Source organism: Pseudoduganella namucuonensis (assembly GCF_900116645.1).
GTDB classification, from domain to species: domain Bacteria; phylum Pseudomonadota; class Gammaproteobacteria; order Burkholderiales; family Burkholderiaceae_D; genus Rugamonas; species Rugamonas namucuonensis.
Genome location: NZ_FPBO01000007.1, coordinates 149462 through 163816 on the forward strand (window position 1 = coordinate 149462; position 14355 = coordinate 163816).

General features: G+C 68.4%; 17 protein-coding genes. 7 read left to right on the forward strand and 10 right to left on the reverse strand.

Translation table 11 applies throughout. From position 1 onward, the window contains the following. The first annotated feature begins 2 nt into the window (after positions 1-2). Positions 3-284, forward strand: a complete 282-nt coding sequence (locus BM436_RS09985; protein WP_093555360.1) for a DUF883 domain-containing protein — start codon at positions 3-5, stop codon at positions 282-284. Positions 285-295: 11 nt separating this feature from the next. Here BM436_RS09985 and BM436_RS09990 read toward each other — a convergent pair whose 3' ends face one another. From BM436_RS09990 to BM436_RS10035, 10 genes are all read right to left on the reverse strand, one after another. Further along, entirely contained in the window at positions 296-760 is a 465-nt protein-coding gene (locus BM436_RS09990; protein ID WP_093555361.1) for a DoxX family protein, read from the reverse strand. 43 nt (positions 761-803) lie between these two features. Next, a complete protein-coding gene (gene bufB / locus BM436_RS09995; RefSeq protein WP_093555362.1) occupies positions 804-2486 on the reverse strand; it encodes an MNIO family bufferin maturase in 1683 nt (560 codons plus the stop codon). A 27-nt stretch (positions 2487-2513) separates the two neighbouring features. Continuing rightward, entirely contained in the window at positions 2514-2783 is a 270-nt protein-coding gene (locus BM436_RS10000; protein WP_093555363.1) for a BufA1 family periplasmic bufferin-type metallophore, read from the reverse strand. A gap of 219 nt (positions 2784-3002) precedes the next feature. Next, on the reverse strand, positions 3003-3179 hold the full coding sequence (locus BM436_RS10005; RefSeq protein ID WP_229489834.1) for a YjfB family protein: 177 nt from the start codon (positions 3177-3179) through the stop codon (positions 3003-3005). 77 nt (positions 3180-3256) lie between these two features. Further along, complete coding sequence (gene mobB, locus BM436_RS10010) at positions 3257-3799, reverse strand: molybdopterin-guanine dinucleotide biosynthesis protein B (protein WP_093555365.1); 543 nt, start codon at positions 3797-3799, stop codon at positions 3257-3259. A gap of 13 nt (positions 3800-3812) precedes the next feature. Then, positions 3813-4799, reverse strand: coding sequence for a general secretion pathway protein GspB (locus BM436_RS10015; protein WP_229489838.1), 987 nt, complete (start codon positions 4797-4799; stop codon positions 3813-3815). 2 nt (positions 4800-4801) lie between these two features. After that, complete coding sequence (locus BM436_RS10020) at positions 4802-6664, reverse strand: ExeA family protein (RefSeq protein WP_093555366.1); 1863 nt, start codon at positions 6662-6664, stop codon at positions 4802-4804. Positions 6665-6685: 21 nt separating this feature from the next. Beyond that, on the reverse strand, positions 6686-7207 hold the full coding sequence (locus BM436_RS10025; RefSeq protein ID WP_229489840.1) for a hypothetical protein: 522 nt from the start codon (positions 7205-7207) through the stop codon (positions 6686-6688). Continuing rightward, entirely contained in the window at positions 7189-7374 is a 186-nt protein-coding gene (locus BM436_RS10030; RefSeq protein WP_093555367.1) for a hypothetical protein, read from the reverse strand. The genes BM436_RS10025 and BM436_RS10030 overlap by 19 nt, the downstream gene beginning before the upstream one ends. Positions 7375-7491: 117 nt before the next feature. After that, positions 7492-8409 carry a LysR family transcriptional regulator gene (locus BM436_RS10035; RefSeq protein ID WP_093555368.1) on the reverse strand — a complete coding sequence of 306 codons (918 nt, stop codon included), beginning with the start codon at positions 8407-8409 and terminating at the stop codon, positions 7492-7494. A gap of 130 nt (positions 8410-8539) precedes the next feature. Here BM436_RS10035 and BM436_RS10040 point away from each other — a divergent pair, with 130 nt between their 5' ends. From BM436_RS10040 to BM436_RS10065, 6 genes are all read left to right on the forward strand, one after another. Beyond that, positions 8540-8830: a hypothetical protein gene (locus tag BM436_RS10040; RefSeq protein ID WP_093555369.1), complete on the forward strand. Its 291-nt coding sequence runs from the start codon at positions 8540-8542 to the stop codon at positions 8828-8830. Positions 8831-8994: 164 nt separating this feature from the next. Next, positions 8995-10359, forward strand: a complete 1365-nt coding sequence (locus BM436_RS10045) for a GIN domain-containing protein (RefSeq protein WP_093555370.1) — start codon at positions 8995-8997, stop codon at positions 10357-10359. Positions 10360-10616: 257 nt separating this feature from the next. After that, complete coding sequence (locus BM436_RS10050; protein WP_093555371.1) at positions 10617-11486, forward strand: glucosamine kinase nucleotide-binding domain-containing protein; 870 nt, start codon at positions 10617-10619, stop codon at positions 11484-11486. A gap of 3 nt (positions 11487-11489) precedes the next feature. Beyond that, entirely contained in the window at positions 11490-12224 is a 735-nt protein-coding gene (locus BM436_RS10055; protein ID WP_093555372.1) for a GntR family transcriptional regulator, read from the forward strand. Continuing rightward, entirely contained in the window at positions 12221-13336 is a 1116-nt protein-coding gene (nagA, locus tag BM436_RS10060) for an N-acetylglucosamine-6-phosphate deacetylase (protein ID WP_093555373.1), read from the forward strand. The genes BM436_RS10055 and nagA overlap by 4 nt, the downstream gene beginning before the upstream one ends. After that, positions 13326-14339 (forward strand): SIS domain-containing protein, encoded by a 1014-nt coding sequence (locus tag BM436_RS10065; protein WP_093555374.1) that lies wholly within the window; start codon positions 13326-13328, stop codon positions 14337-14339. Before nagA ends, BM436_RS10065 begins: the two co-directional genes overlap by 11 nt. Positions 14340-14355 lie beyond the last annotated feature (16 nt).

A 14355-nucleotide genomic window follows, 5' to 3' on the forward strand; every position in this document is an offset into this window, starting at 1 on the left:
CCATGGATGGCCCTGAACAACTCCACACGCAGGAGCGCCTGATAGGCGATCTGCGCCAAGTCATAGAAAACGCGGAAGAGCTGCTGAAGAGCACGGACCACTACAGCAGCGTGCTGTACCAGAGCGCGCGCGCCAAGCTGATGCAGGCCCTGCTGACCGCCACCGAGGAACTGGCGCGCTTCGAGGACGCGCAGCTGTCGCGCATGATCGCCGCCACGCACGCGGCCAACCTGGTCCACAAAGACCGCACCGGCGAGCAAAAGCTGATGCGGGCCTTCAGCTAGCCATCCCTCCCCTACGCCGGCCGCTTGCCCCCGATCATCGCGTCGAGGGACAGGCGGCCCGGTCCGAACGCCACCACCACCAGCAGCAACGCGCCCCAATAGAAGTGATCGTTGATCGCGGCCGGGCAATCGAATTGGAACAACTGCGGGTAGGAAATCACCGCCATCGCATTCACGAGGAACAGGCCCAGCGCGGCCGGGCGCGTCAGCAGCCCGGCGAACAGCAGCGCGGGCAGCAGCAGTTCGCCGCCGGCGCCCAGCCAGGCGGCCAGTTCGGGCGGCAGCAGCGGCACCTGGTACTCGTCCCGGAACAGCGACAGCGTGGCGTCCCAGTCGCCGATCTTGGCCAGGCCGGCTTTCATGAACTGCCAGCCGACGTACCAGCGTATGGCCAGGCTGGCCAGGGAACCGCCCCAGTCGCCCAGGCAGGCGTCGAAACGGGAGAACTGGCGGTGCAATCCGATCAAGGTGTTCATAGTGGCTTTCGTTGGGGCGCGGCGGTCGCCGCGGCGTGCGCGCTCAGGGCGCGCGGTCGATTGCGGTGAAGACGGCGTGGTCCAGCCACGACCGCAGTTGGGCGGCGACATCGAATGCTTCGTCGATATCGAAGGCGGCGTCCAGCGCGGCGCCGAAGTCGCCGCCGGCCTGCAGCACGGCCAGCGCGGCGTGCGCGGGCGGCACCAGCGGCAGCAGGCGCGTCTTCCAGTGCGGACGGACGATCAGGCCGTGGCAGGCGACGCGCATGTCGTCCGGGAAGGGCGGGCCGTCGGGCTGGTGGGACAGCCACAGCGGGACGACATTCCACTCGAACGCCATCGCCGCGCTGGCCGGGCGCAAGCGCAGGCGGGCGGTTTCCAGTTCGTCCGGCGGCACGGCGGCCAGGTCCACCGCGGCGAGCGCGGGAGCGTCCCGCGCGTAATGTGCGCGGTGCAGCGCCCATTCCAGGCGGGCCATGTCCGGCAGGTAGGGCAAGTCGGCAGTGTGCGGGAAACCGGCCAGGAAGGCGGCGAAATGGCCGCCGAACTGGTTCAGGTCGCCGCTGGCGGACGGATGCGCGCGGCCGTATTCCTTGCCCAGCGCGGCCATGAATTCGTCGCCGACCAGTTGCGCGATGACGGGATAGGCCGCGGCCAGTGTCTTGGCCCACGTGGCGGACAGGTTGCCGCGATAGAGGGCGTAGCGCTGCTCGTTGCGATCGTCCGGCGCGAATGCGGCCAGCGCCGGGGCGGCGTCGGCCGGCGCGAACAGGCCGGCGGCGAAGGCGCTTTGGCTGTCGGCCAGGCCGGCCGAGGCATCCGCGCGGCGCTCGCTACAAGCCGCGGCGGGTGCCGGGGTCAGACCCGCCGGGTCCGCCCCCAGGGTAGGCATCCGGGGTTGGCGCATGCCTGCCGCCACCGCCCTCGCCTTCTCCGCCTCCGCCAGCAACACCTCCAGCGGAGGTATATCCGTGTCCCACTCGATCAGGGTCGGCAGCGCGCCGAAGCGGCGCAGCGCGGCCTCGTACAGCCGCCACACGGGCTCGGCCACCGAGGCGCCGTGGTGGTCGATCACCGCCTCCGGCGTCACCAGATGCCCGGCCAGGTGGATCTCCCCCACCGTGCCCGGCGCGATCGCGGCGATGGCGGCCAGCGCGTCCTCGCCGTGGTTGCACTGGTTGACGTACAGGTTGTTTATGTCCAGCAGCAGCCCGCAGCCCGTGCGCCGGGCCAGCTCGGCCAGGAACTCTGCCTCGCTCATCGCGTCGTCGCGGAAGCGAACGTAGGTGGAGACGTTCTCCAGCAGGATGGGGCGGCGCAGCCGGTCCTGCGCGCGCTGCACGCGCTCGCTCAACAGGTCCAGCGCGGCGTGATTCAGGGTCAGCGGCAGCAAGTCGTTCAGGTGCCGGTCGAACACGGCGCCCCAGCACAAGTGCTCGGACACCAGCGCCGGCTGCACGTCCCGCACCAGGTCCGCCACGCGGTCCAGATGCGCGGCCGAAAAGCCGCGCGCGGAACCCAGGCCCAGGCCGACGCCGTGCAGGCTGACGGCATAGTCGCGCCGCAGCGTTTGCAGCACGTGCCAGTCCCATCCGCCCTGGTCCAGGTAATTTTCGGTGTGCACCTCGATCCAGCCGGCGCGCGGCCGCCGTTCGAGGAAATCACGATAGTGCGGAGCCCGCAATCCGATGCCGACACCCAGCGCCGGGTTGAACTCGCGTGGCATGGCAGCCGCTCCGCCCTGGCAACGCGATTACTTGGCTGGCGCCTTGGTTTTGCCGCCGGCCTGCTCGCAGGTGCCCTTGGCGACGTATTTCCACTCGGTCTCGGCGTTGTCCATCTTGGCCTGGCCGGCGCAGGAGTGCGAACCATTGGACGCGGCGCAATCGTTCTGGCCGGCCTTGGCGATGCCGTAGCATTTTTCCTTGTCGCCCTTGGGCGCGTCGGCGGCGGTGGCGGTGACGGCGGACGCGGCGCAGACGGAGGCCAGGGCGGCGGCGATCAGGGCTTGACGTTTGTTCATGGTGTATCTCCTCAGGTGAAAAGTGTTTGGATTTTACAGCGCAGATGTCTGCGGCTGAACAGTAGTCGTACGGGGCGGCGAAACATTACAACTATTTTTATGTTTTTTTCGGCAGGATGTCTCACCCCGCCGAAAAAGCAAAAAACCCGCGACCGCCGATGGCGGTCCGGGCTCGTACTGTAACGCAATTCGACGGGCAAGCGCGGCGGCGCGCGCCGGTCAAGCGGTGGTGTTGATGGTGTTGCCGAGATTGGGCGGCAGATTGGACGCCTTGGGCACGGGCGGAATCGCCTCGATCAGGGCCGAGGCGCTGGAAGCCTGGATGTCCTGGGCTTTTTTCTGCACGGCCACAGCCACGTCCTGCTTGGTGCCGGTGTCCGCGATCGTCGTTGACAACCGTGCAATTCCTGTAACGTCCATGAGATTCCCCCAGTAAGGCCTATCCCCTGTTTACGGACGTTTTGTTCGGATCTTTAGGCCACCTCGCCATTTTTTTTCAAACGCAGGCGCAGCCAGTCCAGCACCACGCCCGGCGCGTTCAGGTCCAGCCACAACACGCCGTCCGGTTTGTCGTCCGGCGCGGGCTGGTCGGAGGCGACCGCGACGATGTGCGGATCGGACGGGTACAGCGGCGCCTTGCCGGCCAGCGGGCGGAACACTTCGAGCTTGTCGTAGGCGTAGGACTTGAATCCCTCCACCAAGGTCAGGTCGGCGGGCGACATGCGGGACAGTTGCTCGTCCAGCGTGGGTTCGGGGGCGCCGCGCAACTCCTGGATGATGGCGACGCGGTAGGGCGAGGCCACCATCACCTCGGCCGCGCCCGCCATGCGCAGCCGGGCCGAATCCTTGCGCGGCGGCTCCACCTCGATGTCATGATGGCTGTGCTTGATGATGTTGACCCGCAGGCCCTGGGCCGACAGCCGGGCCACCAGGAATTCCAGCAATGTGGTCTTGCCGCTGCCGGAGCTGCCGACGATGCCGATCACGTCGCGCGGCGCGGATGGTGCTGGGTGCATTACTTTCCTTTGATTAATATGGGACGCGGTAGCGATAGCCCTTGAACGAGAACACGGCGGCCTTGGCCTGCAGCTTTTCCAGCACCAGGCCGGGGGCGACCTCCTCGCCTTCGCGGCGCAGGACCTTGTCGATCAGCACCAGCCGGTCCGCCGGGTTCCTCGAATACATATAGCCGCTCATGGTGACCGGCGGCACGATGCGCTGGATGGGTTCGGGCAACTCGCGCAGCAGTTGCGCGGTTTCCTCGGCCTCATCCACGGCTGGCGCCGGCTTGGATTTGGGTCTGGCCGACGCGGGCTCGGGCTTGGCGGCCAGTGCCGGTTTGCCAACAGGATCGGCCATCGCGACCTCCGGGCCGGACGGCGCGGCGGGCTTGCCCGGCTTCGCGGACCTGGATTCGGCGGCAAGGGCGACCGGCGCCGCTTCGCGCGCGGCGGCCGGACCCTGATCGTTGGCGCGCCGGGAGGATGCCGCCGCTTCGCGCGGGGGCGCCGACGGCGCGTCGTTGGCTCGCTGGGCGGACGGCGCCGCCTCGAGTGGTGGCGCCGACGGCGCGTCGTTGGCGCCCTGGCCGGCTGGCGCCGCTCCGCGCTTGGCGGCGGCAGGCGCGTCTTGAGCGCGCTGGGCGACCGTTGCGGCGCCGTCGTCGCGCGCGGCGGACGGGGCTAGGCCGGGCGCGGTGACGTCGCCATGTCCGGCGGCGGGCGCCATGGCAGGCTGGACCACCGGAGCGCTGGACGGCTGCGCCGCCGGCGCGCCCGCTGCCACCGCCACGGCCGGAACCGCCGCAGTGCCCGGCGCGGCGGACTGCTGGCGCCACAGCAGCGCCAGCAACCCCGCCACTGCAACGCCGGCCACGGCGAGCGCGACCGGCTGCCATGGCCGGCGTCCCGCGCCGCGCGTGGCGGCCACGTCCAGCGTGGGCGCGTGGATGGTGGGCGTGGCGCCCAGTTGGCGCTCCGCCTGGGCCTTCTTGAGTGCTTCGAGTATGTAGGACATGGTTATTTCCCCGCCGCGCCCGGCGCCAGCAGCCGCGGCTCCTGCACGCCGCCCAACTGGCTGAGTCTGATGAAGGTCTTGGGACCGGCCACACCGTCGGCCTTCAGTTTCTGGCTGACCTGGAATTCACGCAGACGGGCTTGCGTGGTGCCGTCCAGCGGCTGGTTTTCCTGCGGTTTCCTGGCACCGTTCAGCGCGGCCAGGCGCTTGGCCAGCCAGTCCACGTCCGGGCCGCGATCGCCGGCGGAAACCTCGTCGCGCCAGGCGCGGGGCGCGCGCCACAAGGTGGTGTAGCTTCCGTCGTAGCGGGCCGCCAGCGCCTGCAGGCTTAGCGTTTCCTGTTTGCCGGCGACCGCCAGGGTGGCCCCGCCCGAGGACAGCGACGTCAACACGCCATAGCGCGGCGCGACCGGATCGTCGTTCAGCTTCAGCACGGCGGGACGGTCCAGCAGGCGCAACTCGTCCAAGGCACCCTTGCCATGCAGGCAGCGCAGGTTCAGCCTGGCGGCCGACGCGCAGAACTCGCCATCCGGCACCGCTTGCCCCCACAGGCTGGCCAATTGCCGCAGCGCGGCCTGGCTCGTGTCCAGGCCGGCGCCGGGCCCGGGGGGGCGCACAGCCAGGCCCGTGTCGTGGCCGGCCCGCGCCATCGCCGCTGGGAGGTGCGCGGCCAGGCTCGTGTCCCGCGCCGCGCCGGGCACCGTTGCCGGGACGTGCGCCGCGAAGGGCAGCTGCCCAACAGCCATCGCGGCGGGCGCCCCCCCAACCGGGCCCGGGCCCGTCGGGACACGTCCGCTTTGGGCCAGGGCGTTGCCCGCCCGCGGCGAGGCTGGCGCAACGGCGGTGGGCCGGTCGACGCGCGCCGCCCCGCCAGCGGCCGGGCTCGTGTCCTGTCCGGTGCCTGACACCGATGTTGAAGTGACAACTACGGGGGCGGCGGGGGGCATCAGTTGCCAAGCGGCGGCGGCGGTGAGGGCGGCGCCGGCCAGCACGCCGGCGGCGACGGCGGGCCAGCGACGCTGCGTGCCGGCGCCCGCCGCGTCCGCGGCGAACACTTCCCGCGCCGCCTTGCGCACGATGCCGCGCGTGACTTGCGCGGCGTTTTCGACATAGGCGCCCAGCAGCGCGCGGTCGCACAGCAGGTTGATGCGGCGCGGCACGCCCTTGGTCAACTGGTGGATATGGGGCATCAGGCCGCGCGGGAACAGCGGCCCATGGGCGCCCGCCACCGCCAGCCGGTGCTCGATGTAGCTGCCGGCCTCCTCCACCGACAGCGAGCCCAGGTGGTAGCGCGCGATCACGCGCTGCGCCAGCTGCTCCAGTTCGGGCCGCGCCAGCATGGCGCGCAGCTCGGGCTGGCCGATCAGGATGATTTGCAGCAGCTTGCGCTCGCTGGTCTCCAGGTTGGTCAACAGCCGCAGCTGTTCCAGCACGTCGGCCGACAGGTTTTGCGCCTCGTCGATGATGAGCACGCTGTTCCTGCCCGCCGCGTGGCTGTCCAGCAGGTGGCGGTTGATCGCGTCCACATAGCCCTTGACGCTGACGGCGCGCGCGCCCGGCGTGCCCTCCGGCAGTTCGATGCGGAACTCGTCGCACACCGACAGCAGCAGTTCCTCCACCGTCAGCTTGGGATTGAAGATGTAGCCCAGCTCGCAATGCGCGGGGATCTGTTCCATGAAGCAGCGGCACACGGTGGTCTTGCCGGCGCCGATCTCGCCCGTCAGCAGCACGAAACCGCCGCCGCCCTCCACGCCGTACAGCAGGTGCGCCAGCGCCTCGCGGTGGCGTTCGCTCATGTACAGGTAGCGTGGGTCGGGCGCGATGGAAAACGGCGATTGTTTCAGCTGGAAGAATTGCGTGTACATGAAGTCCCTGGTAAGACGCCCTTACTTGAGCGCGGGCGGCAGCGGCTGGAACTTCGCGCAGTAGATCTTGGACCTGCGGTCGAAATACACGATGCGGCTGCCCGGCCGCGTCTCACGCACTGGAAAGCGCGAACTGTCGATTTTCGCATACCGCACGCCACTTTGCGCGGCGACCGCCTGCTCCAACTCGTCCGGTGTGGCCTCGGCCACGGCGCCCACGAACACCAGCGGCCAGGTGTCGTCGCTGACGATCACCTCGCTGATCTCGGTGTTCCACAGCCGCGCGTCCTGCGTGCGGAACCACCAGGCGCCGCCGTCGCGCTTGTACGGCGGGCCGAAGAACCGCACCATGTAGTCGTAGTAGTAGCGGTTGCTGGTCTGGTCGTTGCACAGCAGGCCGCCGCCGATGACGGTGCCGAAATTGGTGGGGGGCGCCGCACGGGCGGGGACGGCGCACGCGCCCAGCGCCAGCGCGCCGGCGAGGCACAGGCTGGCGGCGCGGCGCGGCGGAAAGGCGGGCACGGCTATAGCTTGGACATCCATGCGCGGTTCGCACTGATCCTGGCCTTGGCGGCCGCCGGCAGCGCGTCGTAACAGCCGGGATGCTGCTTGAGCGCGCTCTCGCGGACTTCCTTCTGCAGGCCGTTGATCAGGAAAACATAGAGCGTGCCGCCTTCGCTGGTCTTTCTGGTCCCTATGTACTTGATCATCTCGGTTCTCCGGCATAACTCTGCAAGCATTATGACATTTCCACGCCAAACGGACATGCATTTGACTAGCTATGCCGCTACTCAACTTAACGGACCGCAACAGCGGAAACTGTAGGCTTATAAAGCCGACAACCAGGGATCGGCCTCCGGGTCCGGGTAGGTCGCCGTCATGAAATCGACAAAGGCGCGCACCTTGGCCGACAACAGCTTGCGGCTGGGATAGACCATCAGCACGGTCAGCTTGCCGGTGCAGTGGTCCGGCAGCAGCCGCACCAGCCGGCCCAGCGCGATGTCGTCCTGCAGCGTGTAGGTACTGCGCAACACCACGCCCATGCCGGCGATCGCGGCCTGGCGCAGGATCTCCACGTTGTTGGACACCATGCGGCTGACGATGGGCACCCGCACCTCCTTGCCGCCGCATTGCATGTTCCAAGTGTGCCGCACCTGCTCGAAGGCGTGGTTCAGGCAGTCGTGCTCGGTGAGATCGCGCGGATGGGCCGGGGCGCCGCGCCGCCTCACGTAGTCCGGCGAGGCGCACACGATCACGCTGGAACTGGCCAGCTGGCGCGCGATCATGCTGCCGTCGAACTTTTGCACGCCGATGAAGAAGCCGAGATCGTAGCCCTCCTCCACCAGGTCCACCGTCTTGTCGGCCAGGGTGACGTCCAGCACCACGTCCGGAAACTCGGCCGCGAAGCGGGGCAGCAGCGGCGCCAGCTGGGTCTGGCCGAAATTGGGATGGCAGTAGATGCGCAGGGTGCCGCTGGGCTTGCAGGCGGTGGCGGAGGCCGCCGCGTCGGCGTCATCGATGTCGCTGAGGATCTGGCGCACGCGGTCCAGGTAGCCGGTGCCGGTTTCCGTCAGCGACAGCTTGCGCGTGGTGCGGTTCAGCAGGCGCGTGCCGAGGTGCTGCTCCAGGTCCGCCACGTGGCGCGTCACCACCGCGTTCGACATTTCCAGCGCCATGCCGGCGCGCGCGAAACTGCCCTGCTCGACCACCTTGGCGAATACCCGCATCGATTGCAGCCTGTCCATCCCCGCCTCCATCATTGCTGATTCAGAAATTGTGCATTGCGATTATTCGCCTTTTTTGTTGGGAACGCAATGTATAGACTAGCACCATCGATGAGCGATTGCTCACCCCGAACCCAAAAGGAGCCTCACCATGAATGCCAAGAAACTGCTCGCCGCCCTGTTCGCCATCGGCGCCACCTTCGCCACTTCCGCCTACGCCGACGACGCCGCGACCGCGGCCGCGCCGAAATCCGGTAGCGCCAAGCCGTTGGTGGTGGCCAGCGCCGCCACCGAGATGGCCGTGTCCAGCGTGAACTTCCCGCGCGCCGTGGTGCAGAAACAGGAGGGCACGCGCGGCCGCGACGAGGTGAAGGCCGAGGCGGTGGAAGCGGTGCGCAACCACAAGTCGACCATGGCCCAGCACTTCGATTTGCTGAAATAACTCGCCGAAATAATCCGGACCGGGCGGCGCTGCATTTCAGCGCCGCTTTTTTGCATCTGATCCCGTCAAAACGCGCGTTCGTCCCTTTTCCCGCGCCAAACGCCACTGTTTATCATATTGTTCACACACTTGCCGAGACCTACCTCAACAGTGTGAAAACAAAAATGAACAAGCTGATCAAACAAACCGCCGTCGTATCCCTGCTGGCGCTGGGCGGTTGCGTCTACCAATCCAGCCATGCCGAGAGCAACGCGGCGCAGGCCGTCTCCAGCGAGACCCGCGCGGTGGGCGCGTTCAGCGCCATCGAGCTGGCCGGCCCGTTCAACGTCGTCATCAAGGACGACGGCCAGCGCTCGCTGGAAGTGCGCGGCACCCGCAAGCAACTGGACAACATCGAAGTCCTCACCGAGAACGGCACGCTGATCGTGCGCTCGCTGAAGAAGAACGGTTTCAGCATCAGTTTCGGCAAGAGCGCCGAGCCGGCCACCGTCTACATCGGCGCGGCCGACCTGAAAAGCCTGAAGACATCCGGCAGCGGCGACGTGCAAGCCGAGCGCCTGCATGGCCCGCAATTCTCGCTGACCGCCTCCGGTTCCGGAGACGTGGAAGCCAAGGGCAATGTTGCCAGCCTGGTGGTGCGCGGCAGCGGCAGCGGCGACCTGGACCTGCGCCAACTGCGCTCGGCCAGCCTGAACATGCAGCTCAGCGGCCCCGGCGACGTGCAGGCCGGCCAGGTGACGCAGGACTTCAACGCCGAGGTCAGCGGCTCGGGCGACCTGGAGGCGCACGAGCTGCGCGTCAACACCGTCAACGCCATGCTGCACGGCCCGGGCACGGTCAGCCTGCAGGGCAGCAGCAAGGAGATCCGCGCCGAGCTGAGCGGTTCGGGCGACCTGGAGGCGTGCAAGCTGAACGTGGAGAGCGCGACGGCCATGCTGCGCGGTCCGGGCAACGCCTGCATCGCCGGCAACATCAAGAAGTTCGACGCGGAGGTGCACGGCTCGGGCGACCTGAGCGCGCGAGGCCTGTCCAGCAACAATGTGCGCGTGATCCTGGACAGCTCGGGCAACGTGGAACTGTCCGGCAGCAGCACCACGCTGAGCGCGGAAGTGAACGGCTCGGGCGACCTGGACGCGAAGGAGCTGGTGGTGGCGCGCGCCGTCACCCGCAACCGCGGTCCCGGCAACATCTACCTGAAGAAGGTGAGCGGCTCGCTGGACGCCGAGGTGCGCGGTTCCGGCGAACTGAAGACCACGGCCGAGTGCGAGAACGTGAAGGTGACCATGAGCGGCCCCGGCCAGGTTCGCCTGGACGGCAGCACCGCCAGCCTGGACGCCCGCCTGACCGGCTCCGGCAGCCTGGAGGCGCGCGGCCTGCTGGCGAAAAAGGCCGACGTGGTGGTGCGCGGCCCCGGCAGCGCGGTGGTCAACGTGCAGGGCAAGCTGAACACGGATAACAACCAGAGCGACACCGGCGACGCCGCCCGCGTGGTGATGATAGACCGGGGCGGCGTGCGCCAGACCAACTAGGCTCCCCGCCCTCCCTTGCAACGCCCGGCCACGCGCCGGGCGTTTTGCTTTTCCGGAGCGAAAACTGGCATTAGGCCAGACCAGATGCAATACCAAAACACGAAAATTACTTTTCCTTAAAAAACAATCACTTAACCATCAACAAAGTCCCCTCCACGCCAGTCCACTTCCGAAAATTACAATACCAGTTAAATACCTGTTGACAAGCTGGTTAGGCAAACTTATAGTGCCCCACAGCTCCTCACTTGAAGACAAACATGATCGAATTCTTAATCGGCGTCGATGGCGGCGGCAGTGGCACTCGGGTACGCGTCGTGCGGACCAATGGCGTGCCGGTCGGCGAAGGCGACAGCGGCCCATCCGGCCTGCTGCATGGCATCAAGAACGCGTGGACCTCGGTCGAGGACGCGGCGGACAAGGCGTTCCAGGCCGGCGGCCTGGCCTACCCGGACCGCGAACGCATCGCCATCGGCCTGGGCCTGGCGGGCGTGCACAACCGCCAGTGGGCGGCCAATTTCGTGACCTCCAATCCGGGCTACGCGGCGGTGGCGCTGGAGACGGACGCCTACACCACCGTGCTGGGTGCGCACCAGGGCAGGGCCGGCGCCATCATCGCGCTGGGCACCGGCAGCGTGGGCGAGATCCTGCGCACCGACGGCACGCGCAAGGAAGTGGGCGGCTGGGGCTTCCCGGCCGGCGACGAGGCGGGCGGCGCCTGGATCGGCCTGCGCGCGGTGAACCATATACAGCAGGTGATCGACGGCCGCGCCGAGGGCGGCGCCCTCTCCGGCGCGGTGATCGCGGCCTGCGGCGGCGAGCGCAACGCCATCCAGGTGTGGCTGGCCAACGCCACGCAAACGAATTACGCGCAACTGGCGCGCATCGTGCTGCAGCACGCGGACGGCGACCACACCGCGCGCGCCATCCTGGTCGAGGCGGGCAAGCAGGTGGCGCTGATCGCGCAGGCGCTGGACGGCACCGGCACGCTGCCGATCGCGCTGTGCGGCGGCCTGGGAGAACCATTGCGCGCCTACCTGCCGGTGGACCTGTTGCAGCGCATCGTCCCGCCGCAAGGCGATTCCGCCGCCGGCGCGCTGCGGCTGATACGACAACATTTGGGGGAGTAGGCGATGCTGGAACAGTTGAGCGATTTCCGGCCGGATCACGAGAGCGACACGCCGCTGTACATGCAGCTGGCGAACAAGCTGTCGGACGGTATCTCAAGCGGCAACTGGCGGGCCAACGAGGCGCTGCCGTCCGAACGCGTGCTGTCGGAAATGCTGGACATCTCGCGCGTGACGGCCCGCAAGGCGATCGACATGCTGTGCGACCGCGGCATGCTGACCCGCAAACGCGGCTCGGGCACCTACATCACGCCCAAGCTGGAACAGCCGCTGTCGCGCCTGACCAGCTTTTCCGAGGAGCTGCGCCAGCGCGGCTTCACTGCGGGCTCGCGCTGGCTGCAGCGCGAGATCGGCATCGCCGCGCCGCTGGAGCTGCTGTCGCTGGGACTGTCGCCCAATATGCCGGTGGCGCGCCTGAAGCGCCTGCGCACGGCGGACGACGTGGTGATGGCGATCGAAACCTCGACCATCCCGGCGGCCTACATGCCCAACCCGCACAGCGTCACCGGTTCGCTGTACGGCTACCTGGAAGCGAATGGCACGGTGCCCATGCGCGCCCTGCAGCACATCCGCGCGGTGAACGCCAGCGCGGAACAGGCCAAGCTGGCCAACATCGCGCCCGGCGAGGCGATGCTGCACATCACGCGCGTGAGTTACCTGGACAACGGCGCGGCCGTGGAGCTGACCCACTCCTACTGCCGCAGCGATTATTATGAATTTGTAGCGGAGTCGCGTCGATGAGCGATGTAACGATTTACGGAAATATCCTGACACCCGGCGGCTGGATCAGCGGCGAGATCGCGTTCGGCGAACGCATCGCGGCGGTCAAAGGCACGGCGGCGCAACCCGACAGCAACGGCGACGACTACATCCTGCCCGGCTTCATCGACCTGCACGTGCACGGCGGCGCCGGCAAGGACGTGATGGAGGGCGGCGACGCGGTCCACACCGTCGCCCGCATCCACGCCCGCCACGGCACCACCAGCATGCTGGCCACCACCATGACCGCGCCGCCGGAGGACATCGACGTGGCGCTGACCGCGATCGGCAAGGCGGTGCGCCAGCGCGGCAGGAACGAGGCGCGCGTGCTGGGCGCCCACCTGGAGGGCCCCTACATCAACTCCGGCAAGCTCGGCGCGCAGCCCAATTTCGCGCGCGCCGCCACGCTGGACGAGGTGCGCAGGCTGGAGACGCTGGCGCCGCTGCGCGTGATCACGGTGGCGCCCGAGATCGCCGGCCACCTCGGGCTGGTGCGCGAGCTGGCCGACGCCGGCATGCGCGTGCAGATCGGCCACACGCTGGGTTCCTACGACGACGGCGTGGCGGCATTGGAGCACGGCGCGGCCGGCTTCACCCACCTGTTCAACGCCATGAGCGGCCTGCACCACCGCGAGCCCGGCATGGTCGGCGCCGCGCTGGCCCACGCCGAATACGCGGAACTGATCCCGGACCTGCTGCACGTGCATCCGGGCGCCATCAAGACGGCGCTGCGCGCCATCCCGCGCCTCTACTGCGTCACCGATTCCACCGCCGCCACCGGCATGCCGGACGGCGAGTACATGCTGGGCCGGCACACCGTGCACAAATGCATGGGCGGCGTGCGCCTGCCGGACGGCACGCTGGCCGGCAGCACCCTCACCCTGGACCAGGCGCTGCGCAACCTGGTCGGACTCGGACTCGACCTGGCCGACGCCTCGGCCCGCGTCTCAACCCACGCGGCCGACTACCTCGGCCTGCGGGAACGCGGCCGCCTCGCGCCGGGCGCGTACGCCGATCTGGTGGTACTGGATCGCGATCTCAAACTCAAAGCCGTTTATATCGAAGGAGAACGTTGTGACCTCAATGATGCTTAAAGAAGCCCTGTCCGCCGCCGAATGCGTCGCCCTGCAACTGGCGAACGACACGGAGCGCTACGCGGACCTGGGACGCAAATTGAGGAGCACGTCCTTCTCGACCGCGCTGACGGTGGCGCGCGGCAGCTCCGACCACGCGTGCAACTACATCGCCTACCTGATCATGGCGCGCCTGGGGCGCGTGGTGGCCTCGCTGCCGATGTCGCTGGTGACCTTGCACAAGTCGCCGCTGATCACCCGGGACACGCTCACCATCGCGGTCTCGCAGTCCGGCCAGAGCCCGGACGTGGTGGAGCCGATCCGCTACTTCCGCGACGGCGGCGCCACCACCGTGGCGCTGGTGAACGACATAAGCTCCCCGTTGGCGGAAGCGGCCGAATGGGCCATGCCTCTGCGCGCCGGCAAGGAGCAAAGCGTGGCGGCGACCAAGAGCTTCATCACGTCGCTGGTGGCCGGCGCGCGCCTGGTGGCGCAATGGCAGAACGATCCCGAGCTGCTGGCCGGCCTGGCCGCGCTGCCGGAATCGCTGGCGCAGGCCGGAGAAGCCGACTGGTCGCAGGCCATCGACGTGCTGGCCCCGGCCAGGAACATCATGGTGGTGGGACGCGGCATCAGCTTCCCGGTGGCGCTGGAATCGGCGCTGAAGTTCAAGGAGACCTCGGCGCTGCAAGCCGAGGCCTTCAGCGGCGCCGAGATCAAGCACGGCCCGATGGCGCTGATCGAGGAAGGCTACCCGCTGCTGATCTTCGCCACCCGCGGCCCGACGCAGGCAGGCCTGCTGGCCCTGGCCGACGAGATGCGCGGCCGCGGCGCGCGCGTGCTGCTGGCCGCGCCGGCCGAGGTGGCCCAGCGCGACCTGACCTTGCCGGTCGCGGCGACGCCGGACCTCGACCCCATCGTCGCCATCCAGGCCTTCTACGTGATGGCGGCCAAGCTGTCCGCCGCGCGCGGCATGGACCCGGATCGTCCGCGTCACCTGAGCAAAGTCACCAAGACCAACTAAGCAACCACCGCGCCTT